At 67.1% G+C, this 24,707-nt stretch carries 17 protein-coding genes; 6 read left to right on the top strand and 11 right to left on the bottom strand.

Annotated features, from left to right (window positions below; all coding sequences use genetic code 11):
* Window positions 1–140: 140 nt before the first annotated feature.
* Both VFZ09_RS49695 and VFZ09_RS49690 read right to left on the bottom strand, forming a co-directional pair.
* The gene (locus tag VFZ09_RS49695) at window positions 141–2,183 is read right to left on the bottom strand and encodes a DNA sulfur modification protein DndB (RefSeq protein WP_329734899.1); all 2,043 of its coding nucleotides are present in this window, start codon (window positions 2,181–2,183) and stop codon (window positions 141–143) included.
* A 2-nt stretch (window positions 2,184–2,185) separates the two neighbouring features.
* Window positions 2,186–2,779, bottom strand: coding sequence for a GIY-YIG nuclease family protein (locus VFZ09_RS49690; protein WP_329734898.1), 594 nt, complete (start codon window positions 2,777–2,779; stop codon window positions 2,186–2,188).
* Between the two features lie 566 nt (window positions 2,780–3,345).
* Here VFZ09_RS49690 and VFZ09_RS49685 point away from each other — a divergent pair.
* The 4 genes from VFZ09_RS49685 (at window position 3,346) to VFZ09_RS49670 (ending at window position 9,191) form a co-directional block, all read left to right on the top strand.
* Window positions 3,346–4,458 carry a hypothetical protein gene (locus VFZ09_RS49685; RefSeq protein ID WP_329734897.1) on the top strand — a complete coding sequence of 371 codons (1,113 nt, stop codon included), beginning with the start codon at window positions 3,346–3,348 and terminating at the stop codon, window positions 4,456–4,458.
* Between the two features lie 144 nt (window positions 4,459–4,602).
* The gene (locus tag VFZ09_RS49680; protein WP_329734896.1) at window positions 4,603–6,249 is read left to right on the top strand and encodes a bifunctional 3-(3-hydroxy-phenyl)propionate/3-hydroxycinnamic acid hydroxylase; all 1,647 of its coding nucleotides are present in this window, start codon (window positions 4,603–4,605) and stop codon (window positions 6,247–6,249) included.
* Between the two features lie 78 nt (window positions 6,250–6,327).
* A complete protein-coding gene (locus VFZ09_RS49675) occupies window positions 6,328–7,722 on the top strand; it encodes a pitrilysin family protein (protein ID WP_329734895.1) in 1,395 nt (464 codons plus the stop codon).
* A complete protein-coding gene (locus tag VFZ09_RS49670; protein WP_329734894.1) occupies window positions 7,719–9,191 on the top strand; it encodes a pitrilysin family protein in 1,473 nt (490 codons plus the stop codon). The genes VFZ09_RS49675 and VFZ09_RS49670 overlap by 4 nt, the downstream gene beginning before the upstream one ends.
* A 109-nt stretch (window positions 9,192–9,300) precedes the next feature.
* On the opposite strand, the gene VFZ09_RS49665 is transcribed toward VFZ09_RS49670, so the two are convergent.
* Window positions 9,301–10,452, bottom strand: a complete 1,152-nt coding sequence (locus VFZ09_RS49665) for a DUF1615 family protein (RefSeq protein ID WP_329734893.1) — start codon at window positions 10,450–10,452, stop codon at window positions 9,301–9,303.
* Between the two features lie 188 nt (window positions 10,453–10,640).
* Between VFZ09_RS49665 and VFZ09_RS49660 the strand changes: the two genes are divergently transcribed.
* A complete protein-coding gene (locus tag VFZ09_RS49660; RefSeq protein WP_329734892.1) occupies window positions 10,641–12,848 on the top strand; it encodes a M4 family metallopeptidase in 2,208 nt (735 codons plus the stop codon).
* Between the two features lie 75 nt (window positions 12,849–12,923).
* Here VFZ09_RS49660 and VFZ09_RS49655 read toward each other — a convergent pair whose 3' ends face one another.
* The 5 genes from VFZ09_RS49655 to VFZ09_RS49635 all read right to left on the bottom strand — a co-directional run bounded on the left by VFZ09_RS49655 (window position 12,924) and on the right by VFZ09_RS49635 (window position 19,779).
* A complete protein-coding gene (locus tag VFZ09_RS49655; RefSeq protein WP_329734891.1) occupies window positions 12,924–13,586 on the bottom strand; it encodes a hypothetical protein in 663 nt (220 codons plus the stop codon).
* Window positions 13,587–13,752: 166 nt separating this feature from the next.
* Complete coding sequence (locus VFZ09_RS49650) at window positions 13,753–14,757, bottom strand: metal-dependent hydrolase (RefSeq protein WP_329734890.1); 1,005 nt, start codon at window positions 14,755–14,757, stop codon at window positions 13,753–13,755.
* A 4-nt stretch (window positions 14,758–14,761) separates the two neighbouring features.
* Window positions 14,762–15,571 (bottom strand): hypothetical protein, encoded by an 810-nt coding sequence (locus VFZ09_RS49645; protein WP_329734889.1) that lies wholly within the window; start codon window positions 15,569–15,571, stop codon window positions 14,762–14,764.
* Between the two features lie 245 nt (window positions 15,572–15,816).
* Window positions 15,817–17,622, bottom strand: a complete 1,806-nt coding sequence (locus tag VFZ09_RS49640) for an acyl-CoA dehydrogenase (protein ID WP_329734888.1) — start codon at window positions 17,620–17,622, stop codon at window positions 15,817–15,819.
* Window positions 17,623–17,754: 132 nt separating this feature from the next.
* Window positions 17,755–19,779, bottom strand: a complete 2,025-nt coding sequence (locus tag VFZ09_RS49635; protein ID WP_329734887.1) for a TonB-dependent receptor — start codon at window positions 19,777–19,779, stop codon at window positions 17,755–17,757.
* A 208-nt stretch (window positions 19,780–19,987) separates the two neighbouring features.
* On the opposite strand from VFZ09_RS49635, the gene VFZ09_RS51850 reads away from it, so the two are divergent.
* On the top strand, window positions 19,988–20,155 hold the full coding sequence (locus VFZ09_RS51850; protein WP_414640816.1) for a helix-turn-helix domain-containing protein: 168 nt from the start codon (window positions 19,988–19,990) through the stop codon (window positions 20,153–20,155).
* A gap of 211 nt (window positions 20,156–20,366) precedes the next feature.
* On the opposite strand, the gene VFZ09_RS49630 is transcribed toward VFZ09_RS51850, so the two are convergent.
* From VFZ09_RS49630 to VFZ09_RS49620, 3 genes are all read right to left on the bottom strand, one after another.
* Window positions 20,367–20,852, bottom strand: coding sequence for a hypothetical protein (locus VFZ09_RS49630; RefSeq protein ID WP_329734886.1), 486 nt, complete (start codon window positions 20,850–20,852; stop codon window positions 20,367–20,369).
* A 1,003-nt stretch (window positions 20,853–21,855) separates the two neighbouring features.
* The gene (locus VFZ09_RS49625) at window positions 21,856–22,788 is read right to left on the bottom strand and encodes a DUF2381 family protein (RefSeq protein WP_329734885.1); all 933 of its coding nucleotides are present in this window, start codon (window positions 22,786–22,788) and stop codon (window positions 21,856–21,858) included.
* Window positions 22,789–22,835: 47 nt separating this feature from the next.
* On the bottom strand, window positions 22,836–24,707 hold a 1,872-nt coding region (locus VFZ09_RS49620), incomplete at its 5' end, for a serine/threonine-protein kinase (RefSeq protein WP_329734884.1).

Genomic DNA, 24,707 nt, shown 5'->3' with positions numbered 1-24,707 from the left:
CCTGAGAAGTTGCGAGCCAGGGGCGACGCCGTTACTCCTATGAATGACGAGGTCTGCCTGCCTCAAGGTGCGGTTCCTCTATTGCCCCCGGCCAGCGCGACGGTTCTCAATCTGTTTTGGAAGTCCAACTGTAGTACTAGTTATGCAACAGGGTCATCGGCAGTGGGGTTGTCTGCGCTATCCGCAGAATCGTCTGCGTTGTCAGACGGGGCTCCCCCTGTTGGGGCAAATTCTACGCAGCCTTCTGCGAGAATTGCTGTAAGTCGCTTGCGCGCTTCAGATTTCTTCCTGGTTTCTTTGATGTCGCTTGGACGTCGCACCAACAAATGAGCAGCGTTTTCGAATACAGCCAACAAACCGTTCGCTGCCTTGTCGCACTGCGGCCAAAGCATACGGGGCTTTTGGCCAAGAGAGCTTTCTGAGTAGAAGTAGCGCAGAAGAGTGGCGGGATCTGTAATCGGTGTTTGGCCCGCCCTTGTGTCGGCGACATACTTGCGGTTCGCATAATAGATGAGTGTAAGTAACCAGAAGATGTTGGTTTCTACTTTCTTGGTTGCCTTGATCTTGAGGTTGGTAGGATTGAGCCCGATGAATGTCCACAGGCTATAATCGTCATCAGGCAATGGGTAGCGAAGCCTGAAGAATCCCTTGGCCTCAAGCGCACCAAGTATCTTGAGAACATCTTCGGGCGTGCCAAGGCGTTCAGACTCGTGTGCGTATTCAAAGGCGACCAACCGCATTAGGCGGACGAGCGCTTTTTGGAAAATAACTTTGAATGACCACGATTCGTTGTCGCCAAGACCTTTGAGTTCCTGGATTTGATCGATTGGCGTCTCAATCCTTTTTCGTTTCCAGTGGGTGTCTTCTTTTTCTAGCTGGCTTCCGAGTTGTGATTTGTGGTCTTCGGGTTGCGCATTCCACTTTGCAAAGAATCCGGTGACCATCTCTTTCTGTCTGGCAGATTCAAGCACGCGAGCGTACGGTGCGAAATCGCGGATGGCTTTGAGGATGTAGGGTTTGTGAAGTGCCTCGAAGTTGCTGACCGCGGCCTTCAAGTACGACTCGGGAAGGTGCAGGAATGGACGCGCTGGCTCATCGCCATTGAAGTAATTCTTTTTGTAATACTCGCTAAGCGCGACATCCCCATCATCAAGAGCCTTTGATTCGCCGCCGAGAGATGCATCTAGACTCTGAATGTATGCACCCACCTCATCTTCATCCAAAGGATCGTTTGGTACCTTTAGATTCAGAACGAGATCAACAAGTTGATGGAGATTCAGTAGACTATTCAAATAATAAGACTGGTCGAAGCGATTGTTTGCCTCCTGCCAACGAACTAGGCTGAGCGGTAGTAACTCCGCATCATCTTTGCACGTTTCTCGAGTGACCAGCGTTCGCGCGCAGAGCGCCGTAAGGCTTTTGTCGTCTAGAATGATCTCGCGTGCTTCATCAACTTTTTTGGCGTTCTTGTTAAGATCAGTGAAAATTTCGCGAGCGATCGCGCGCATCGATGACTTGTTTCCCTCTGACTTCATTTTGAAGCCAATCTTCTCGTTTATCAACAAGAAGAGAATGGGGACAACAGTCTTGCGCTCAAATGGCTCTAGTGTTTGCTGCTTCGATTCATACCACTTCCGCAGTGCAGCCAGTCGATGTTGTCCATCGACAGCAACAGCATCAACGCGGGCCAAGTCCCATCGTAGACGGCCGAATTGTTCGAGGCGGACATACTGAACACCGCCAAAGACTACACGCTTTGCATTGTCCTGGCCGAAGCTACTATCGAAGTCCTGGTCCTCATACGGAATTCGAGGATCATTTCCTTCGTAATCCTGGAACCCAGATGCCCCACTTCCATCAGGGTTTTTGGGGAAAAGCAAAATGGTGATAGCGTTGAAGAACTTTAGCTTGTTTGGGTCTTTCAGGTAGCCATTTACGATGTCTTTTTCGATTCGGTCGTAATCAATTTCACGCTGGTATAGCTCTTCAAGAGACCAGCGCTGCTCCAGGTTGGGGGGGATCTGATCGTATGTGCGGAGTTCCAAAACGGCGCGCTCAATCTCTATACTTGCGTTCAAATATGGAACGGTTACATGCGGTGAGAGTGTGTACTCCCCATGTAGTCCATAGATTGGCTTGTTGAACTTGGTTTGTGGAATTGGCTTTCCGAGTTTGATTGACATGTCTAACCGTACCTCTCTGTGAATGGTGGGCAGAAGAGTTTCGATAGCATCTCTTCTATGATCAAGTTTGTGGCGACTTCTTCGTCTTCGCCCCCTGAAAACACAGGGGTTTCAATATAGACGAGGATGCATCTGAAAATGTTAACAGATGCTCGGGCAAGACGATCCTTGAGTTCTGACTGCCCTCTCAGATGTTCACCGATTCGTTGTGATAAAGAGTCTGCTTTGCCGATGTAGAGCGGATTCTGAAAAGTGACGGAGCCGCTCTTCATCAAATCTGCCGTGAATCGGCGAAACTGTGGATTGGCGCAGAGTCTGACGAGGGCTTCCTGCTTACCTTCAGAGAAATTCCGAGAACTGCGGACGGTCACTTTGTACAGGGGAGGAAGTCGTGCCGTTCGGGGAAGCATGTGCGGCAACGAAGTTTCTTTTAGGATAAACTCGGCGAACGACGCCGCGTCGCTCTTGAGCGGATCTGGCGGAAGTAACTTTTTGTACCAAGCATACACGCCAGCGCTACTAGGAAGCTTTGCCAAAATTGGGTCCACTCCACCTCTGATCAAGTCACAATCGATTGTCTGCAACTCACTGAGCATGGGGCGGGATTCCAGTAGATTATATATGTACGGGCCATCCCTCCTTTCCTATTAGAGTATCTTCTATAAGGTTAGAGTATCTTCTATAAGGAGGTGGTCACGCATACACCATACCACAGGCTGCCCTGGTGATGGTACCACCGCAGTGGGTCTTGTCGTACGGCTGTTGCAGCATTGGGATGGCGGAGATGCATCAGCGCCAGTTCGCCTCTTTGTTGCTGGTGGTGTGCTCGACTTCAGGCACCGCTGATTACGAGTTGGGCGGGCTTCGTCGCTCACCATGGATGTTCGTGCCGACTCGACTTGGCCTTCGTTGCGCGATGGGCCGAATCTTGGGAGGGGCACTGTCCTCGGATATAAGCCTCTTGGGCGGGTTGTAGTACGGCGTCGGCATGACGTGATTCTTACAGCAGAGCAAACTGGTGCTGGAGGATGCGTGGGGGCGGGAACGTTTTAACCCGGATTCGGGCGTGCATCCATGGCGTTTGGTACTCTGTGGGACGCCTAACGTCCAATCGACGATGTGACTTCTCAAGTCATGTGGAGTGGCCCATGCTCCGGCGGCCATGAGCACTTACCAGTACTACGAGTTCCGGGCCGTGGACCGGCCGCTCACCTCCGCCCAGCAGAAGGAGCTGCGTGAGCTCTCCACCCGCGCGGACATCACCGCCACCCGTCTCGTCAACGTCTACAACTACGGGAACTTCAGGGGGGACCCGGACCGCTTGATGGAGCGGTACTTCGACGCCTTCGTCTACCTGGCCAGCTGGGGCTCCCGCGAGCTGCAGCTCCGTCTTCCTCGCAAGCTGTTCGACCCCGCGCTCGTCCAGCCCTACCTGCTCGAGGACGTCCTCTCGCTGCGCACCACGCGCGAGCACGTCATCCTCAAGCTGGGTGTCGACGTGGAGGATGACGGCGAGTGGACGGAAGGGGAGGGGTGGCTCGACTCCCTCCTCCCGCTGCGCGAGGCGTTGATCGGTGGCGACCTGCGTGCCCTCTACATCGGATGGCTCGCGGGCAGATCCGGGGACGAGGAAGATGCCGATGAGGAGCCCCCCGTGCCGCCCGGCCTGGGTGAGGCCTCGAAGCCGCTGCGGGCCCTCGCCGACTTCCTCTTCGTCCCCCGAAGCCTCGTGGCCGCCGCCGCGAAGGCCAACCCCGCTCCCGCCTCCAGCGCCGTGCCCAAGGAGGCCCTGGCCCGGTGGCTCTCCTCGCTGCCCACCGCGGAGAAGGACGCGCTCCTCCTGCGTGTCATCCAGGGCCCGGAGCCCCTGCTCGGCGCGGAGTTGCTCCACCGCTACCGCGAGGCCCATCCCCCCGAGCAGGGCTCCCGGGCCGCCGGGACTCGGCGGACCCTGGGCGAGCTCCACGCCTCGGCCAGGGCGCACGAGGCCGAGCAGGAGCGGCGCCAGGCCCAGCGGGCGGCCCGGACGCGCGTCCGCCAGCTCGAGGCGCTCGCGAAGCGGGAGCCCGAGGTCTGGCGTGAGGTGCGTTCCCTGCTGGCCACCCAGAAGTCCGCCGACCACGAGCGGGGCCTCCAGCTCCTCACGGACCTGAGGGAGCTCGCCCGGCATCGGGGCTCCCTGGCCGATTTCCAGCAGGAGCTCTCGCGCCTGCGCGAGGAGTTCGCGCGCCGCCGCGTCCTCCTGCGCCACATGGAGCGGGCGGGGCTCGTGTAGGTGCACCCCGGGTGTGGGCATTCAACCTCCCGTCCGCGTGCCAGCCGGGTAGCCCCGTGACAACGGACGTGGTGGGACGGCCTGCATCCGGTACATTCCCTCTCGCCAGGACCCCACAGCCGGGGTGTCTCGGCAGGGAGTTCCATGACACCACGTGTGGAAGAGACGGATGTCCTCATCGTCGGCTGCGGCCCCGTGGGTGCGCTGACGGCCAATTTCCTCGGGCTGTACGGGGTCCGCACGCTCCTCATCGAGCGCCAGCCCGCCCCCCACGGTCTGCCACGCGCCATCACCTGTGACGACGAGGCCCTGCGCATCTACCAGGCCGCCGGCCTCGCCGAGCCCATGGATGCCCTCATGTACACCGTCCCCGAGGTCCAGATGACCGGGGCCGACGGTGAGCTCTTCGCCCGCGTCGTCATCCAGGGGCTCGACTTCGGCAACGGCTTCCCCGCCCTCCGCTTCTTCAGCCAGCCCTACGTCGAGGACGTGCTGCGCCAGGGCCTCGCCCGCTTCCCCCACGTCGAGCTGCGCTTCGGCCAGTCCCTCGAGGCCTGGTCCCAGGACGCCCACGGCATCTCCGCCACCGTCCTCGACGCCAGCACCGGCTCCGAGCGCACCGTGCGCGCCCGCTACCTGCTGGCCTGTGACGGTGGCCGCAGCACCCTGCGCCGCCTCGCCGGCATCGAGATGGTGGGCTCCACCTATGACGAGCAGATGCTCGCCATCTCCCTCCTGCTTCCCGAGCCCCCGCCCCCCATCTGCCGCATGGTGTGCGATCCCCACCGCCACATCTTCGTCGCCCGCTGCTCCGGCAACGAGATGCGCGTGGACGCCACCATCCGCCACGACGAGAAGGTCGAGGACCTGCTCCGGCCCGAGCGCCTGCGCGAGTTCATCGCCCCCTTCGTGGACCCGGATCGCGCCACCATCCTCCGCGCCGCCGCCTACGTCTTCAACCGCCGCATGGCCTCGCGCTGGCGCGATGGGCGCCTCTTCCTGCTCGGCGACGCCGCCCACCTCATGCCGCCCGTGCTCGGCCAGGGCCTGTGCTCCGGCCTGCGCGATGCCCACAACCTCTCCTGGAAGCTCGCGTCCGTGCTCCATGGCCACGCGGATGAGCCGCTGCTCGACACCTACGAGCAGGAGCGCCGCCCCCACGTCGAGGCCATGCTCGACACCAGCGTCCAGATGGGCCGCGTCGTGCTCACCGGCAGCCGCCCCATGGCCATGCTGCGCGACAGCGTCTTCCGGGCGCTCGACCGCATCCCCCGCGCGCAGCGCTTCATCCGCAACTTCGAGTTCAAGCCCCGGCCCCTCATCTCCCGCGGCTTCATGCTCGGCGGCTCGCGCGCCCACCGTCAGGCCCCCGAGGGCACCTACTTCCCCCAGCCCCGCGTGGGCGCTCCGGGCGGCGAGGTGGTCCGGCTCGACGAGCTGCTGGGCCCCGGTTTCGCCGTGCTGGTGCACCCGGATACCCGCGAGACGGTGCGCCGCGGTGCCCAGGTGCTCGCCGACAGCCTGGGCGCCCCGTGCCTGCGCATCATCCCCCCGCGCTCCGGCCAGGCCCAGCCCGGGGAGGTGGTGGACACCGAGGGCAAGCTCGACGCGTGGTTCCGCGAGCACAAGGTGGAGATCGCCGTCCTGCGTCCGGATCGCTACCTCTACGGGGCCGTGAGGGGCTCGCACCTCGCCTCGTTGTCCACGGCGCTGCGCGGGTGGATCCACGGCCCTCCGGGCGCCCTGGCGCCGCCCGCCTCCGCGTCCGCCCTCAAGTCGTCGGTGGGCTGACGGCCGGGACCGGCTCCCGGGGAATTTCAAATGGGTCCACCCGTTGGGTGGGCTCTTCGAGGCATGGAGGGAGAGCGGATGCTCAGACAGAAGTTGCTCGTCACGGGGTTGGTGCTGCTGGCCGGGACGGCCGCGTGTGCCCAGGGCCGGTCCGTGACGGCCGGGACGGAGGCCACCCCCGCCGCGCAAAAGCCCGGCGCCCAGGTGCGGACGAAGACGCTGAAGAACGGGTTGAAGGTCATCGTCTGGGCGGACCCGGACAACCCCAGCGTCTCGCTCTACAACTGGTTCCGCGTGGGCAGCCGCAACGAGCGCCCCGGCATCACCGGCCTGTCCCACTTCTTCGAGCACATGATGTTCAACGGCGCGAAGAAGTACGGCCCGGGTGAGTTCGATCGCGTCATGGAGGCGCACGGCGGCCGCAACAACGCCTACACCTCCGAGGACGTCACCGTGTACCAGGACTGGTTCCCGCGCTCGGCGCTGGAGAAGATCTTCGACCTGGAGGCGGACCGGCTGCAGAACCTCGCCATCGATCCGAAGGTGGTGGAGAGCGAGCGGGGCGTCGTCTACTCGGAGCGGCGCTCCAGCGTGGACAACGACAACAGCGGGCTGCTCATGGAGCAGGTGCAGGCCACCGCCTTCGTGGCGCACCCCTACCAGATTCCCGTCATCGGCTGGCCCTCGGACATCGAGAGCTGGAAGCAGGAGGACCTGGAGCGCTACTTCCGCACCTACTACGCGCCCAACAACGCCACGCTCATCGTGGTGGGCGCGGTGACGCCCGAGGAGATCTTCTCGCTGGCGGAGAAGTACCTGGAGCCCATCCCCGCCCAGCCCGCGCCCGAGCCGGTGCGCACCCAGGAGCCGCCGCAGCAGGGCGAGCGCCGCGTGGTGGTGCGCAAGCTGGCCCAGGCGCCGCTGCTGCAGATGGCCTTCCACGGCCTCAAGGCCAGTGACGCGGAAGCGCCCGCGCTCGACTTGCTGGTGCGCATCCTCACCGAGGGCGACTCCTCGCGGCTGCACCGGCGGCTGGTGGAGGAGGAGCAGGTGGCCATCGGTGTGGGCGGCTACCGGGGCGCGGGGTTCGACCCCTCGCTCACGTGGATGCTGGTGGACCTGCCCCCGGGAGGAGACCTGGGCAAGGCCGAGACGCTGCTCGACGAGGAGCTGGCGAAGGTGGTGTCCGCGGGCGTGAGTGACGCGGAGCTGCGCAAGGCGAAGAACATCGCCGTGGCGGAGTTCTGGCGCAGCCTGGAGACGAACAGCGGCCGGGCGCAGGCGCTCGGCACCTACGAGGTGTTCCACGGCGACTGGCAGAAGCTCTTCAGCGCGCCGGAGCGCTACGAGGCGGTGACGCGCGAGCAGGTGCAGAAGGTGGCCGCGCGGGTATTCGCGAGGAACAACCGCTCCGTGGGCGTGCTGGTGCCCGAGGCCGAAGCGGACGAGGCGAAGAAGGAGGCGGCGCGATGAAGGTGATGAACGGGAAGGTGGCGCTCGCGGCGCTGCTGGTGGCCTCCTCGGCGGGAGCACAGGAGACGAAGCCCCAGGCCCCCGCGGCGCAGCAGGTGCGCGAGGACGCGGTGAAGGACGCGGTGAAGCTGCCCAGGGCCACCGTGCTGGAGCTGAAGAACGGCGCGCGGCTGCTCCTGGTGGAGAAGCACGAGGTGCCGCTGGTGTCCTTCAGCGCGAAGGTGCGCGGCGGGGCGCTCGGGGACCCGGAGGGCAAGGAGGGCGTGGCCGCGCTCGCCGCCGAGCTGCTCCAGAAGGGCGCCGGCAAGCGCGACGCCGCGCAGTTCGCCGAGGCGGTGGACAGCGTGGGCGGCGTGCTCGGGGTGGCCTCCAGCCGCGAGTCGCTGGAGATCGGCGGGCAGTTCATGTCGCGCGACACCGCCCTCATGGTGGAGCTGCTCTCGGACATGCTGATGCGGCCCCGCTTCGACGCCGCCGAGCTCGACAAGATGCGCGAGCGGATGGTGTCGGAGCTCGCCGCGGCGAAGGATGGAGACCTGCGCGGCATCATCGGCACGTACTTCCAGGCCTTCCACTTCGGGACGCACCCGTACGGGCGGCCCGTGGGCGGCAGCGAGGCCTCGCTCGCCACCCTCACGCGCGAGGATGTGCTGGCGTACGCGAAGGCGCACCTGGGCGGAGACCGGCTCATCCTCTCCGTGGTGGGTGACTTCGACGCGAAGAAGCTCGCGAAGCAGCTCGAGGCCGCGCTCGGCGGGTGGAATCGCGCGGGCACTCCGGTCCCGGCCGCTCCTCCCACCCAGCCCCTGAAGGGCCGCCGCGTCCTGCTGGTGGACAAGCCGGACGCCACGCAGACGTACTTCTGGGCCGGCAATACGGGCATCTCCCGCACCGACCCCGCTCGCGTGGACGTGACGCTCGCCAACACGGTGCTCGGCGGCCGTTTCACCTCGCTGCTCAATACGGCCCTGCGCGTGAAGTCCGGGCTGACGTATGGCGCGGGCTCGGCCGTGCTGCCCGGCATCCAGCCCGGCCCCTTCGCCGTCTCCTCGTACACCCAGACGGAGTCCACAGGCCAGGCGCTGGACATGGCGCTGGATGTGCTCGCCAGCTACCGCCAGCAGGGCATGGACGACGCCATGCTCTCCTCCGCCAAGGAGTACGTGCTGGGCCAGTTCCCTCCCACGCTGGAGACGAGCCAGCAGATCGCCTCCCGGTTGTCCGAGCTCGCCTTCTACGGCCTGGACTCGAGCGACGTGGATGCGTTCGCCTCGAAGGTGGCCGCCACCGACAAGGCCCGCATCCTCGCCGCCATCCAGCGCGTCATGCCCGCCCAGGAGGACTTGACCGTCGTGCTCATCGGCAAGGCCTCGGCCATCCGGGACGTGGCTCGCAAGTACGGGCCCGTGACGGAGATGCGTATTACGGACCCGTACTTCGCTCCCCGGGGCACGGTGAAGGCACAGTAGGCACGGGTCTTCTCCACGGGTCGGGAGGACGGGGGCGAGGCACCCTCACCCCCGCCCTCTCCCGAGGGGAGAGGGAGTTGTGGGTCCTCTCCGATGTGGGGCTGCCCACCTACTTCGGCAGTGCCGCGTAGCGGTCCATGCACTTCTTGTAGCGCTTGTTCACCGACTGCGCGAACCACGCCGTGGACTTGTCCCCGCTCATCTTCGGGCTCCGGATCGTCACCGCCGGCAGCTGCTCGTAGGCCGGCGTCTCGCCCGTCTGCTCCTGGTACACGCGCTTGATGGCGCTCCAGGTGTCCGTCTCCTCGAAGGCCAGCTCCTTCTCCTTCTCCACGTCCTTGCGCACCCGCCGCTCGCTCACGTCGTCCGGCACGTACCGCTCCCGGAACGCCAGGAGCGCCTTCAGCGAGTTGCTGTCCTCGTCCACCGGCTCGCCCTGCTTGTCGTAGGCCAGCAGGTCTCCGTCCGTCACCAGCTTGATGCCCGTCAGCCGGCTCACCTGCGACTGCACCGCCGCGTTGCGCGAGGCGTAGAAGCCCGCGTTGTAGTCCGCGAAGCGGTAGAGCGGCTCGCTGTAGTGCGCCTCGTAGCCCAGCAGCCGCGCCGTGCCGTAGTACACCCCGCCGCTCCGGGTGTAGAGCTCCTCGCGCACCCGCTGCAGCGCCTGCTCGTCGCCTCCCGCCAGCTCCTCCGAGAAACGCACGCTCACCTGCATGGAGCCCGCCGTGGTGATGGGGTTGAGGTCCTCCAGCCGCGTGGACTTGAAGAGGCTGCTCGCCACCTGCGCCGCGAAGTACGTCTTCGGGAACTCCGTCTCGTAGTACTCCAGCAGCTCGCGGAAGATGCGGTCCAGGTCCCTCTCCGTCTTCACCTGCGCCAGCCGCTGCTCGAACGTCTGCGAGTGGCCCGGCGCCTTGCCCTCCAGCAGCCCCTTCACCGCCGGTGGCCCCAGCGGGCCCAGCTTGTCCGCGTAGGCCTCCAGCTTCTCCCGCACGATGCGCGCCAGTCCCGGCACCGCCGGGTTGGCCTCGAAGCCGGACTCCTGCTCGATGACGGCCAGCACCGAGCACACCGCCTCCGCCGAGGGGTACAGCCGGTGCGCCTCCAGCGCCGCCAGCACGTCCTCCGCCCAGCCCTCGCGCTCCTTCTCACCCGGCGGCACCAGCTGCGTGGCCTGCTCCACGGTGACGCGCGGGGGCAGCGGCACCTCGGGCCGCGTGTGGCGAGGGGCACAGGCCGCCAGCGCCGCCAGCCCGCACACGGCCAGCGCATTGCGTCCCGCACGGAAAAATCTCGCAACCTTCCATCTCCTCGGGGAGGAGACAAGGGGGGTGGAGGTAACGTTTACAGCGCTCGTCACAGAAAAATTCCTGAAAACCATCACATCCCCTTGTTCACGGCTTAGTTTGGAGTTCAAGTGAACAGTCTCTTCTACCGAGGAGTATTGCTTTGGCTCATCGACTGATGCGGACCCTGTGTGTGGCCTGGCTGGGTGCGAGCCTCGCCGCTTGCGGTTCGACGACGGAAGTGAACGAGGAGGCGGTGCGGGCGGGTGAGAAGGACGTGGACATCCAGGCGGCGCTGGCGCGTTTCAAGGACGCGCGCGTGGTGGGCAGCGAGGCCGGCGTCCCGTACGCGGTGACGGGCCAGCTGGGCCGGCTGTCGCCCGCGGGCAGCGTGGGCGAGCTGCGCGCCAAGGACGAGCTGCGCGAGGCGGTGGTGGAGCTCGCGCCGGTGTTCCGCGTGAGCGGCGAGGACCTGGTGTTCAAGCGCGCCACCGTGGACGAGCAGGGCCACCGGCACCTGCGCTTCCAGCAGACGCTCAACGGCCTGCGCGTGGTGGGCGGCGAGCTCGTCGTGCACGCGGATGGCGCGGGCAACATCTACGCGGTCAACGGCTCGCTGCGGTCGGGTGAGCAGCTGTCCGCCGCGGCGCGCGTGGCTCCCGAGGCCGCGCTGCGGGCCGCCGAGGCCGGCTCCACCGCGCGGGGCGCTTCCGCCCAGGGCGAGGCGAAGCTCGTCTACGTGCGCGCCGAGGGCAGCTCCGAGCTGCGCCTGGCCTACGAGGTGTCCGTGAAGGGCGAGCGTCAGGGCATGCCCGCCAACGACCTCGTCTACGTGGACGCGCAGCGCGGCGGCGTCCTCCTGGAGAACCCGCTCATCCACACGGCGCTCAACCGCCGGGTGTACTCGGCCAACAACGGTACGACCACGCCGGGCACGCTCAAGCGCAGCGAGGGCCAGGCGGCCATCGGCGACGCCCATGTCGACATCAACTACGACATGCTGGGCGTCACCTACAACTGCTACAAGACGCTCTTCAACCGCGACTCGTACGACAACCTGGGCGCCACGCTCACCAGCACCGTCCACTACGGCAGCAACTACGTGAACGCCTACTGGGACGGCACCCAGATGGTGTACGGCGACGGCAACAACTCGGACTCCATCGAGCTGGGCAAGGACCTGGACGTCACCGTCCACGAGCTGACCCACGCCGTGACGGACTCCGAGTCGGACCTCATCTACTCGGGGGAGTCCGGTGGTCTCAACGAGTCCATGTCCGACATCTTCGCCGGCGTGTGCGAGAGCTGGACGCGCAGCTGGGCGGTGGACGCGGACGTCTTCAAGATTGGCGAGGACATCTGGACGCCGGGCACCGCGGGCGACGCGCTCCGCTACATGGATGACCCGGCCAGGGACGGGGTGTCGCTCGACTTCTACGGCGACTACTCCCCGGGCGTGGACGTGCACTACAGCTCCGGCATCAGCAACCTGGTGTTCTCGCTGCTGAGCAAGGGGGGCGTGCATCCGCGCGGCAAGTCCACCAACTCCGTGCCGGCGATTGGCCCGGAGAAGGCCGGCCGCATCTTCTACAAGGCCAACACGGACCTCTTCACCACCAGCACCACCTTCGAGCAGGCCAAGACGTACACGATTCAGGCCGCCGATGCGCTCTACGGCGCGGGCTCGGCCGAGTCCCTGGCGGTGAACGAGGCCTGGAAGGCCGTGGGCGTGCCGCCTCCGCCGCCGGTGATCGATCCGCTGACCAACGGCGTGACGGTGACCGGCATCTCCGGTGGCAAGAAGTACTACGCGCTGCAGGTGCCCGCCGGCCAGGCCAGCCTCGTGTTCGACATCAGCGGTGGCACGGGTGACGCGGACATGCACGTGAAGTTCGGCGCGCTGCCGACCACCAGCTCCTACGACTGCCGTCCGTACGCCAGTGGCAACACGGAGAACTGCTCCTTCACCAACCCGGCCGCGGGCACCTGGTACGTGTTCCTCAACCCCTACTCGGCGTTCTCGGGCGTCACCCTCAAGGGCACGTACGGCGGGACGGGCAGTAGTGGCACGCCGGTGACGCTGACCATCAACGACAGCGTGGCCTCGGGCGCGGCGGACAACTTCGGCCCGTACAGCGTGGTGGCGGGCACCCAGTTCAAGGTGGTGATGTCGGGCTCGGGCGACCCGGACCTCTACGTCCGCTTCGGCGCGGCGCCCACGACCAGCACCTACAACTGCCGTCCGTACAGCTCCGGCGCCGCCGAGACGTGCGATCTGACGGTGCCCGCGGGCCAGAGCAGCGCGTACGTCATGGTGCGCGGCTACACCGCGGCCACGTACAGCCTGAACATCAACTACACCCGGCCGTAGTCCTGGTGAGCAGGATGGAATGACGGGCGGGCGGCTCTCCTCGTGGGGGTCGCCCGTCGTCTTTTCGCGGCGTGGCTACCGCCGCAGCTGGATGTCCCGCGCGAGGCTCTCGCCTCCGCCCACCAGGTCGAACGAGGCCCGTACGGGAGTGCCCTCGCTGATGTCCCGGAGCGGGATGTGGCGGCCCTGGCGCAGGCCGCGGCTGCGGCCGTCGATGCGCAGCTCGTAGATGTTGCCCTCCTCGTCGCTCACCTCGATGGTGCCGGGGCGCACGCGCTTCACCCGGCCGTCCACGGTGCCGGTGGCGATGGTGACCTCCTCGGCGGGCGCGGTGGCGGAGATGCTCGCGTTGCCGGCGCGTGCCGCCTCCGCGGCCTCCAGGAAGCCGGCTCGCTCCTCATCCGGCAGCTCAGGGCGTCTCCCCGGCCGCTCCCAGGATTCGGAGTCCGTCTCCAGCAGCCGCGAGGGCGGGGTCTCCGCGTCCGTTCCGCGCGCGAGGTGCTCCTCGGACGGTCCGGCCTGTCCTGCTTCGGTGCCGGGGGCTGGCGGCTCTGGCAGCTCGACGAAGTCGATGGTCTGGACGGGGGCGGGTTCCGACGGAGCCTCGGCGGCCACCGCGACCTTCGTGACTTCCGTTGTCGGCTCCGGTGCCGGCTCCGGTGCCGGCTCCGGCTTGCGGCATCCCGTCCAACAGAGGACACACCCGCCGAGCAGCGCCCACCCCATCCAGTTCGCCATCCCACGCCCCCCTCACACTCGCCCGGGGGGAAGGTGGGGCGCGGGCGTGAGCACGGCAAGCCGCCGGCCCATGTCCCTGTCTACGGGCCGCGGGAGAGCAAGCGAGCCACCGTGCGCTCAATTTCCCCTCTCCCCTCGGGAGAGGGTCAGGGTGAGGGTATTCGTCTCACGGGTTCCCCCCGCGAGACCCGCGCCACCGTTCCATCAACTCGCGAGCACTGCCACCGCGCTCGAGCCGTGCATCCGTCACCGAAAGGTCCGGCCCGAGCTCCAGGACGAACGTGAGCGTCGGCTCGCCGCGCAGGTGGTAGCGCAGGTCTCCGATTCGCACCACGGTGCGTCCCTGTTCACCCGGGGCCGAGGAGATGACGGGGAAGCGGGCCCAGGCGAGCGCCTCGTGCACGGTGGGCACGGCGCGCACGGAGGCGGGGAGTGCCTCCACCGAGGGCCGGGGCACACGGCGCTCCTCGCGCGGGGGCTCGCCGGGGGACACGGAGCCGGCCACGTACTCGGAGGGGAGCACGGCCACATAGCGCCAGGTGGTGAGCGAGAACCACGCGGGGAAGACCTGCACCCGCTCGGCCGTGGGCCAGGTCTCGTGCACGCGGGACGTCAGCGTGGCCTGGAGCACGCCGCGCAGGCCCACGTACGCGGCCGAGCATGCGAGTCCCACGAGCAGGGCGCGCCGCCACTGTCCCCCGCGGCGCCAGGCCCACACCGCACCGGCGAGCAGCGGAAGGGTGACGAGTGGATCCACCACCATCGTCCAGTCGAGCGTGAGGCGCCGGTCGGAGAAGGGGAGGAGGAGGCGGGTGCCCCATCCGGTCCACAGGTCGGGCAGCAGGTGGGCCACCGCGAGTGCGAGCAGGCTGGAGAGGTAGACGGGGAGGAAGCGGGCGCGGCGGAAGACGAGCAGGGCAATCCCGGTGGCGGCGAGGGTCACGACGGGGGCGAAGGCGAGCGCGTGGGACAGGCCGCGGTGGGCGCGCAGGGCGTGGTCGACGGAGTTGGCGGCGGGGAGGAGGGTGTCGAGATCGGGCATCTCGGCGGCGAGGACGGAGCCGAGGAGCACGGCCTTGTCGGTGGGGGAGAGGGGAGCGCCAGCGGGGGACTCGGGGCGGCGGAGCGCGCCGAGGGCCAGGCCCAGCAACCCGTGGGTGAGGTTGTCCATGGCGTCACGCTCCGAGGTTGTGGGCCACGGCCCTCACGTGGGCGTGGACGAGCTCGCGGGCCCGGGTGAGCTCCTCCAGGCGTGTGGGCACATAGCCGAGGCACAGCACCACCTCGTCCTCGGGGGCGGCGCGGGCGCCCAGCGCGGCGTAGTCGAGCGTGCGCGAGAGGGGCTCGCCCTCGGTGTCCGGGGTGAAGCGGCCGAACACGGCGGCGTGGGTGCCCCGGCCGGGCGCGGTCTCCTTCAGCGCGAAGAGCTGGCGCACGGCCTCGAGCGTCTCAGGGCGGGCGGCGAGCACCTCGGGGTCCACGGGCCCCGCCAGCTCCCACTCGAGCAGGCGCAGGCAGCCGCGGACGAACTCCACGTCGGTGATGACGAGCCCGTACAGGTACCAGTCCGCGCACGCCGCCTGGACGAGCCGGGCCTGCGCGTCCGTGAGCCAGGTGAAGGACGGGCAGGTGAAGGTTTCACAGATGTCGGCGCGGTAGACGCCGCAGTCGCGCAGGTCCGCGCCCCCCGTCACCTTCGGGTGGCCGAGGCAGCCCACCCGTGTGTGCTCCGCGTCGAGGAAGCCGAGCAGCGGGCAGACGCGGACGGCGGGGAAGAGCGAGCTCTCCCGCCGGGACTCCAGGAGCGCGCGGGCCGTGGTGTGCCAGGCCTCCGGCTCATGAGGCACGGTGCGCAGGGCCTCGGTCTGCGCGGCGAGCTGCGCGGTGAGCGTGGCGCGCGAGTGGTCGCGGAAGTTGTAGAGGCCGCAGCAGGCACCACAGGAGGCGCCCCGGCCGGGCTGGCACAGGTGGAAGGAGACGGACACGGTTCCTCGGGAGGCTCATCGTCTTCTGGGAGATGAGCGAAGGGGCTCGATGCTCCCTCTCCCCCCGGGAGAGGGTTGGGGTGAGGGTATCCGAGCCCGTTCTTCCAACCCGCGGCCCACAGTGGGGACAGGGGTTCAACCCGGGGCCCTGGCACCCTCACCCCGTCCCTCTCCCGAAGGGAGAGGGGAAATGGTCGCGGACCTACTTACGGAGTTAGCGCCAGCGTTAGCGCCTCACCGTCTTCTCAGAACCACTCGGGCTTCATCCGCGTGTACGAGTCCTCCCCCGAGCGGCACAGCGCCACCAGGTGCGTCACCCGCGGCAGCTCCGTGTTCAGCCAGTACTGCGCCGCCGCCAGCTTCCCCTCGTAGAAGTCCCGGCCCTCGCCGCCGCGCGCCAGGCCCTCGCGCGCCGCCGCCGCCTGCGCCAGCCACCGCCACGACACCGCCAGCACCGAGAACAGCTCCATGTAGTCCGCGCTGTGGCGCAGCATCCGCTCCACCTCGCCCGCCATCCCCGCCGCTCCCAGCTCCATCGTCAGCTCCACCACCTCCTGCAGCGCCCGGTTCAGCGCCTCGCCCCACGCCGGCTCCACGCCCGCCTTCCTCGCCCGCTCCACCGCCGCCCCCACCTCCTCCGCGAAGGCCCTCATCGCCTCGCCCCCCGCCGCCATCACCTTGCGCCCCAGCAGGTCCAACCCCTGGATGCCCGTGGTGCCCTCGTGGATGCTGTTGAGCTTCTGGTCTCGCAGGTACGCCTCGGGCAGGTACTCGCTCGAGTAGCCGTAGCCCCCGTGCACCTGCACCGCCAGCGCGTTGGCCTCGAAGCCCTTCTCCGCGGGGAACGTCTTCGCCAGCGGCGTGAGCAAGTCGAGCAGCAGCCCCGCGCGCCGCCGCTCCTCCTCCGTCTTCCCGTGCGCCGCCACGTCCGCCTGCCACGAGGCCATCGCCAGCAGCGACAGGCCTCCTTCCACGATCGCCTTCTGCCGCAGCAGCATCCGCCGCACGTCCGCGTGCTCGATGATGGGGTGCTGCGGCCGCGCCGCGTCCTTCTCCCACGCGGGGCGCCCCTGCGGCCGGTTCTGCGCGTACGCCAGCGCTTCCTGGTACGCCACCGAGGCCGTCGCCACGCCGTTGAGGCCCACCATGATGCGCGCCTCGTTCATCATCTGGAACATGTGCGCCAGGCCCTTGCCCGCCTCGCCCACCAGCCACCCGCGGCAGTCCCCACCCTCGCCGTAGTTGAGCGCCAGGCTCGGCAGCCCCTTCCAGCCAATCTTGTGGATGGCTCCCGTCACGCGCACGTCGTTGTCCACCAGCCGTCCGCCCTCGGGCCGGCGCGCGGGCACCGCGAAGAGCGACAGGCCCCGCGTCCCCGCCGGAGCGCCCTCGATGCGCGCCAGCGTGAGGTGCACCACGTTCTCCGTGAAGTCCTGATCCCCGCCGCTGATGAAGATCTTCGAGCCGGTGATGCGGTACGTCCCGTCCCCGGCCGGCGTGGCCCGCGTCTTCACGTCCGCCAGGCTGCTGCCCGCTTGCGGCTCGGTGAGCGCCATGGTGCCCGTCCACTCGCCCCGGTACATCCGGGCCATGAACTCGTCCTTCAGCCACGGGCTGCCAAAGGCCTGGATGAGGTGCGCCGCGCCGCTCGTCAGCCCGATGAAGCCATACGCGCTCAGGTTGGCCGCCATCAGGTACGCCGAGGCCAGCGAGTACACCGTGATGGGCAGCTGCTGGCCTCCCACGTCCACCGGGTGCGTGGCCGTCAGCAGGCCCAGCTCCACCAGCTGCGGGTACAGCTTGCGCATCAGCGGATGCACGTGGACGCGGCCATCCCGGAACGAGGGCGGCTCGTTGTCCATCAACCGGTACGTGGGCAGCAGCACGTCCCGCGCGAAGCGGCGCGTGCTGTCCAGGAAGAGCGTGAACGTCTCGCGCGAGTGGTCCGCGAAGGCCGGGAGCTGGCACAGCGCTTCCGTGTCCAGCACCTCGTAGAGCTGGAAGTCCACGTCACGGTCGGAGAGCAGCGGGTTCGAGGCGGGGGCGGTCATGGGGCATGTGTTATCCCACGGGCGCGCCCGGTGCACGGAGATGGGTGCAACCCGGGGCCCCCGATACCCTCACCCCGTCCCTCTCCCGGGGGGAGAGGGGAGATGGGCCCGGGGGGTTGTGTTGGTGGGGTGTCACCAGCGGTGTGACAGGCCCGCTCCCGCGTAGACCGACAGGGGCGGCGCCGGCTCGAAGTAGCGCCCCCGGCTCGCGTTCACCCGCACGTTGTCGCTGTAGCGCGCCGACAGCAGGTTCTGGAACCCCACGAACGGGCTCACCTCGAACACCCCCATCGTGAAGCGGTGCCCCAGCCTCGCGTTCACCACCCACGCCGTGTGCTCGCGCACCGTGTTCGCGTCGTCCGCGTATAGCCCTCCCGCGCTGAACACCTCCACCGCCGCCCGCGCCCCGCTCGCGTGCTGGTACACCGCCTCCGCGCTCACCTGGTTCGCCGGTATCCCCGGCACCTGCTTGCCCCTCAGCTGCCGGCCCTGTGACACGGAGTCCCGGAACGTCGCCTGCAACGCGTTGTAGGCCGCCCTCACCCTCAGCTCCTCCGTCACCTTCGCCTCCAGCGCCACCTCCGCCCCCATGTGTCTCGAGCGCCCCGTATTGCGGAAGTATGCCCGCGCCCGCTCGTCCTCGAAGCGCACCAGCCCGTCCCGTATCCACACCGAGAACAGCGCCACGTCGTAACGCAGCCGGCCCCCCAGCAACCCCCGCGCCCCCAGCTCCACCCCGTTCGAGCGCTGTGGCTTCAAGTCCCTCGACAACCCGCCGCCCGCCCCCGCCGGCACCGCCAGCTCCGTCGTCGTCGGCGCCTCGAAGGCCTGCGTGGCGCTCGCGAACACCGATACCTCCGGCACCGGCGCCCAGATGAGCCCCAGCCGCCCCGTGGGCTGCTGGAACGTCCGCGCCCCCGTCCCGTCCCCGTCCTCCCGCAGGAAGTCCTCCACCGTGTAGCGCGACACGTCGTAGCGCGCCCCCGCCACCAGCGTCAGGCGCTCGCGCAGCTCCCACTCCTCCTGCGCGAAGACGCCCAGCCCCAGCACACCCTCGTCCTGGTCCAGCTGCAACGCGCTGCCCGGCTGGCCCTCCACGTTGTCGAAGTTCTTCCGCCGGTCCGCCTGCGACTGCACCTCCGCTCCCACCGTGAAGCGGCTGCGCAGCCCGAGGAGCGGCGTCCGGTTCCCGTATCGCACCGACATCCCGCCGAACGTCCGGTCGAACGCCACCACCGTCTGCGGCAGCGCGTTCTGGAAGCCCCGCAGCGCCAGGAAGCCGCTCGCCTCCACCTCGTGCGCCTCGCCCAGGCGCCGCCGGTACGTCAGCCCCAACCGCCCCTGCCGCACCGACTCGCCCGCCCGGTATTGCGCGTTGAGCGGCGAGGCCTGCTGGGGGTCGCTCTCCACCTCCGCCCGCGTCAGCCCTCCCGCGTCTCCCGCTTCCGGCGCGTCCACCAGCGACAGCACCGCCTTCCACTCCGAGCTCCCGTCCGGCGTCCACCCCACCTTCCCGTTCAGCAGCACCTGCTCCGTGCCCGACAGCCTCCGCCACCCCTGCTGCGCCAGCCGCGACGCGCCCACCATCCAGCGCACGTCCCCGCTCTTCCCCCCGCCCTTCACGTTCAGCTTCCACAGCCCGTTGTCCCCGTTCACCGTGCGCGCCTCCACGAAGGGCCGCTCCGGGCCTTCCTCCGTGGTGATGCTCACCACGCCTCCCGCCGCGTTCCCGTACAGCGACGAGGCCAGCCCTCGCAGCACCTCCACGCGCTCCGCCGAGGCCATGTCCAGGCTGTCCACGTTGCTCTGCCCGTCCGGCAGCGTCTCCGGGAAGCCGTCCACCCGCACGGTGATGCCCCGGATGCCGAACGCCGAGCGCGCTCCGAATCCCCGGATGGACAGCCGCAGGTCCTGCGCGGCGTTGTTGCGGCTCTGCGTCACCAGCCCCGGTACCCCCACCAGTGACTCGTGGAGGCCCAGCGTGGCGCGGCCTTCTTGAATGTCCTCCCGCTCCACCACGCTCACCGCCGCCGGGGTGCGGTTCAGCGGCGTGGGCACTCGTGGTGCCACCACCGTCGTCTCCCGGGGCGCCGCGGGCGCAGAGGCGGTCTGGGCCAGTGTGGCGGAGATCAGCGCGCAGGGGAGCAGCCAGGACATCCCGTGGACCTTCCTGTTGGGGAGCCCGGGAGCCAGGCACCCTCACCCCGTCCCTCTTCCGAGGGGAGAGGGGTTGTGTCCAGACGCTACCAGCCATTCACAAGCCCTCGGAAGCATTGAGGCCGCGGGGACCCGTTCCGTCCAACCGTCCCAACCCATCACGGGGCCTACCAAGGCTTCTGCTGCACCGGTGCTGCAAGCGCGGCCCATGTTGGCGCGGTTGCTGACGGTGCGAGAGGTGGCGGACCGGCTGACGGTGTCTCCTGCCACCGTTCACAGGCTGTGCGCCGGGGGGCGGCTCCGGTTCGTTCGGGTTGGGGCTGTTGTGAGGATCGACCCGGCCAGTCTGGAGACGTTCCTGGCCACCGGAAGCTGATGCTCCCCGGGGGAGCAGGCAGCCTGACAGGGGGGGCCCTATGCGGGCCTCCTCCATTCGAGTAGATGGAGTTCGGTCACTCGCTGATGAACCGCGAGCTGACCGCGTGCTCCGTGCCCGGACTTCTCTCGGGTCCTGGAGGCATCTCGAGCCGAACAAGACCATGAAGGGCCGGGGCTTGTGGTCCGACTCGGCCCCGCCGTCGATCACGTCATCGAGGAGGGGGGCGCGGCACGCGGGCAACCTTCTTCGCGTGCTCGATGGCCTCCAGGTGTTCTTTTCGAAGAGGGTTCTGTCGACTGAGTCGGCGCACCCTTCGCTCCGTATCCTCCAACATGGCCCATGCTTCACGAGCCTGCCGGGGGAAGAGGTGAAGTGCCTGCACGTAGAGGCAGATGACGTGGACGCGCATCCCCAGGTCGCGGAAGCCGAGCTGTTGGAGACGGCGAAGCCACCGCCCGAACTCCTTCCACGCCAACCTGCTTCCGTACGCCTCGGTAAGGATGGTCTTCGCGATGGTTTGCTGTACGGCGAGTCGCTGGGTTGGGGTTTTTGTCCTCTGAAGCCACCGCTTCTCCAATTTCAAGAGTTCGCGTCTGTAGTCCTCATAGGGCGCTTTGGCTTCGATCAGCGCCAAGAAGAGAAGATCGATCTCACGACCAAATGAAGGGGAGCGCTCCCGGCCTGTGGGTTCCATGCTCAGGCTCCAGGGCAGGGCTTGTCGTTGGCTTGCCATGGCCAGAACCCGTGACGCATACAAGCGTCGTAACAGGCTTGGCATTGCGTCTCGCCCCACTTCCGGCCATCGATGCCGTCACCTCCGGCGCGGATGCACTTCGCGTAATGCGGTCGGCAGATGTCCTTGTCCCATCGCTCCCTCTCCTCCTGGGTTGGAAGATCGGGGATCGGCGACGCTTCGGACTCAACGCGTCCAGGCAGGAGATTGTTGGGCTGGGATTGCGTCGTCGCTGGAGCCACGGCTCCACACCGCTCGTACTGGCCTGGGTTCTGCTTGAGGCAACAGGTGACGGTGCTGTCGGTCGGGTTGCACTCGGCCCGATTGAACGCGAAGCTGCCGCTGTACCCCGAGCCGCTCGTTGATGCACAACCAGATGCCAGAACGGCCAGCAGACCCAGGGCGAGACAAATCGGGCGGCGCATTGGGCCGCTACCGACGGCACGGGCTTGTTGCATGACCGACTCCACAGGCCGGGTGAAGGAGACCGGCCTCATAGGGTTATCGGGTGGAGGCTCAGAGTAGTTGCTTCTCCCCATGCAGCACCAGACCCTGGCGCGTCGGTCATCAGGGAGAAGACCCAGCAAATCCGCGGAGTTCGAGCCGGCTATAGCCGGGAGATCTGGGAGAAATATCTATTTCTCCCCCTCGTCCGCGCCCCCACGTTGGCGCGTAGATGGCGTGAGTGTCGTCATCGGCACACGTCACACCGACTCATGGGCTCCACCCCCGGGACTCCGTCATCATCTTCCCCGAGAACTCAAGGGGACTGACTCCTCGGCTGGCGGCGAGATTGGACGACTCGCTCCGGGAGGCCATCAAACGCGCGGCGAAACTTCGGGAGTACGCCGACGCGGTTTCGAAGTCCGTGGCCTCGACTGCGCTGCTCGAATTGAGGCCGCGGGGACCCGTTCCGTCCAACCGTCCCAACCCATCACGGGGCCTACCAAGGCTTCTGCTGCAATCAAAGCCCCGGCTTCACGGCCAATGCAGGGAAGGTCACGTTGCCGATGACGAAGGTTCGTTGGCCGTCAGCCTCCCAGAGCTTCAAGGTGAAGGTGCCCTCGGTCCGCGCGTCCGGTGCCATCACCTCGACCCAGATGTGGCGCCGCTCCCCCGGGGGGAGCGGCTCGGCTGGCCAGAAGGATGCCTCCAGTACCTCTCCCTTGGATCCGACCAATACCGCGCCTTTTGGTGTCCACGACTTCGCCGCATCCAGATTCTCCAGCCACAAATCGATGACAACCCGGCCAGGAGCGCGGACGGTCTTTACCCACCATGACTTGAGGGAGTTGCTCTCGCGTGTCGTAATGAGCTTGGTGATGTCCTGAGAAGGGATGCCGTTCGCGTCCACCATGCCCGAGGCGAACAGCCCGAGCAGTCCAGCAGGCCGGTCATGTTCCGCATGAAGCCGCGCGTTCTCGGCGCGCAGTTCCGAGTTCTCCTCGCGCGTCTTCCTCAACTCGGCCTGGACGGAGTTCACCGAGCGCGCGTGGCGGAAGATCTCCAATCGGCGCTCGCCAATCGCGGGATGGACAATCAGCCGGAAGGATGCGCAAGCGGGCGCCGCGCCATCCGTGAAACACACCGTCAACGTGCTGGGCTTTGCACCGCGCATTCTCTCCGAGGGTTCAAGCGTGATGAGCCGCTTTCCAGGCGCTACCTCGAAGCGCTCGCGATTCTCCAGCGTCATCCCGTCCGAACGTACGTCCGAGTCGAAGCGGAAGGAGGTGGGCTGTCCTGGACTGATCTGAACCTCGGGGACTTCGTTGGTCCCTTCCGCCGTCAGCTCGATGCAGCGGCCTTCGCTCGCTCCGAGCGGAGGGCACGTCTGCGAGGAGGCGGGAGTGGCCGCGAGAAGCAGCACCAGGAACGCAGTAGGCGACGAAGCGAACACGGGAAGAAGACTCCGAAGAACGATGGTGCTGACCGCTCGGCTGGCCCTTATTCGAAGCTGCTGACGGCTCTCACGACCGCCGTGCCAAAGACTCGTGCGCTCCCCGGGCTTCCATCCGGCTCCCGAATGGTTCCTCGCCCTCCCTCGATGTCCCACATCTCCAGGCAGACCTTGAACGTGTCTCCGCCCGGCACCTTGGCTTCGGTGAATCTCCCGTACACGCGCCTATCGCCGAAGATCAGCCGCCCGGACAAGAGGGTTCTATCCGGCAACTTCCCCCAGTCACCAATCAAGCTGAGGGTGGTCTCTCCCTCCTTCACGGTGATGTTCTCGGGTTTCGTCGCAAGGGTGAAGTGGACCCCATGCGCCTTCCCGATGTCGATCCCGAGCGTCTTCATCGTCTCGACCGCACCCGCCGGACATGGAGCTGGTTCCGGAGTGGGCCGTACTTGTTGGGGGCTCGGACATCCGGTCAGCGCATTGCAAACCAGGCCCGTACCGATGACCTTGGCGGCGCGTCCGAGAACCTTCGTCTTTTTCTGTTGGGGCTTCTCGCTGCTGTCGTCCTTGGGAAGCATCGTGATCATAACCGGCGCGGAAATGGAGCCCATCGCGGGCTCGGCGCCTTCTCCGCCCGTAGGATCCAGCGGCTTCGCGGATTGCGCCACTTCACGACCGGACTCGGCTTGTCGAGTCGTGGCGGCCTCGGACGACGCATCGAGTGGCACCGCCCCAGGGGGAGCGCGCAACGAAGTGGCGAACAAGAACGCGCCGAGCACCACGGCCGCGCCCCCCGCTGCTACCGCTCGCGGCGCTTGGAGAGGGGCCGGGGCTTGGGATGCAGGGGGCGGAACTGGCTCTGGTGGAACAGGCTCCGGCGCATGGGCAACAGCAACAGCGGGTCTCTTCTGTTCCGGGACGGCGGCGAGGACTTCGGCCTCGGCAACAGGGGCCGGAGCCTTCTTCAGTGGCTTCCGGCCTCTCCGCCGCTCTTTCTTCAGCCAACGTCGGAGCCAGCGCTTCGAGTCGGCCACATCCACCAGCGCTGGCTCTTCCTCGGTCGTCCTGTTGTGGGGCGCGTCCGGCTCGAACAACGGGAGGTCCCAGCTTGCATCGGCCTCGGCGGTGGCCATGGCCGCATCCAGTGCCGAGCAGAACCCGACCACGCTCCCGTAGCGCGCCGCCGGGTCCTTCTCCAACATCCGCATGCAGATGTCCGAGAGAGCGCGCGGCACGCGGGGATTGAGGACGTGCGGTGCAACAGGAGTTTGATGGAGGATGCGCTCCGCGAGTCCTCCCTCTTCTTCGTCCTCCCGGTCCCCGAACGGAAGGATGTCCGTCAGCAGCCAATAGAACGACACCCCGAGGGCCCAAAGCTCGTCCGCTGGGCTGTAGTCGTAGCTCCCGGAGTCGTTCTCCCTGCTGAAACGCCACGCCTCCGGCGCGCGAAACTCGATGGTTCCCGGCGGAAGGCGCGAGCTGGTCGGGGCTGGGAGCCCCGTGAGCGCGCTCACTCCGAAGTCGATCAGCAGCGGTCTCGCGTTCCCATCCCGGATGATGACGTTATCGGGCTTGAGATCTCTGTGCATGACGCCTTGCCGGAGAACCTCCCCGAGGGTCAGCCCGATATCCAAGATGATGCGCGCGGACCTCCTGGCCGAGGGGTTCTCCTCGGAGGCATACGTCTCCAGGGTCCGGCCCCCGGCGAACTCCATGACGATGAAGGGGTGACCGATGATGGGGTCCGGCCAGTATCCGCATCCGAAGAAGCGGACGATATCGGGATGATCCATGTGGTTCAGGATGCCGATCTCGCGCCTGGCCCGGTCATTCAACAAGCGGCCCCGGAGGATCTTGACGGCGTAGAAGCATCCGGCCTGCTCGGCCTTGTAGACGTAGCCGTAGCTCCCGCTGCCGAG

The sequence above is a fragment of the Archangium sp. genome (genome assembly GCF_036277355.1).
Taxonomy (GTDB): Bacteria; Myxococcota; Myxococcia; order Myxococcales; family Myxococcaceae; genus Archangium.
This window is presented reverse-complemented; position numbering and strand designations above follow the sequence as displayed.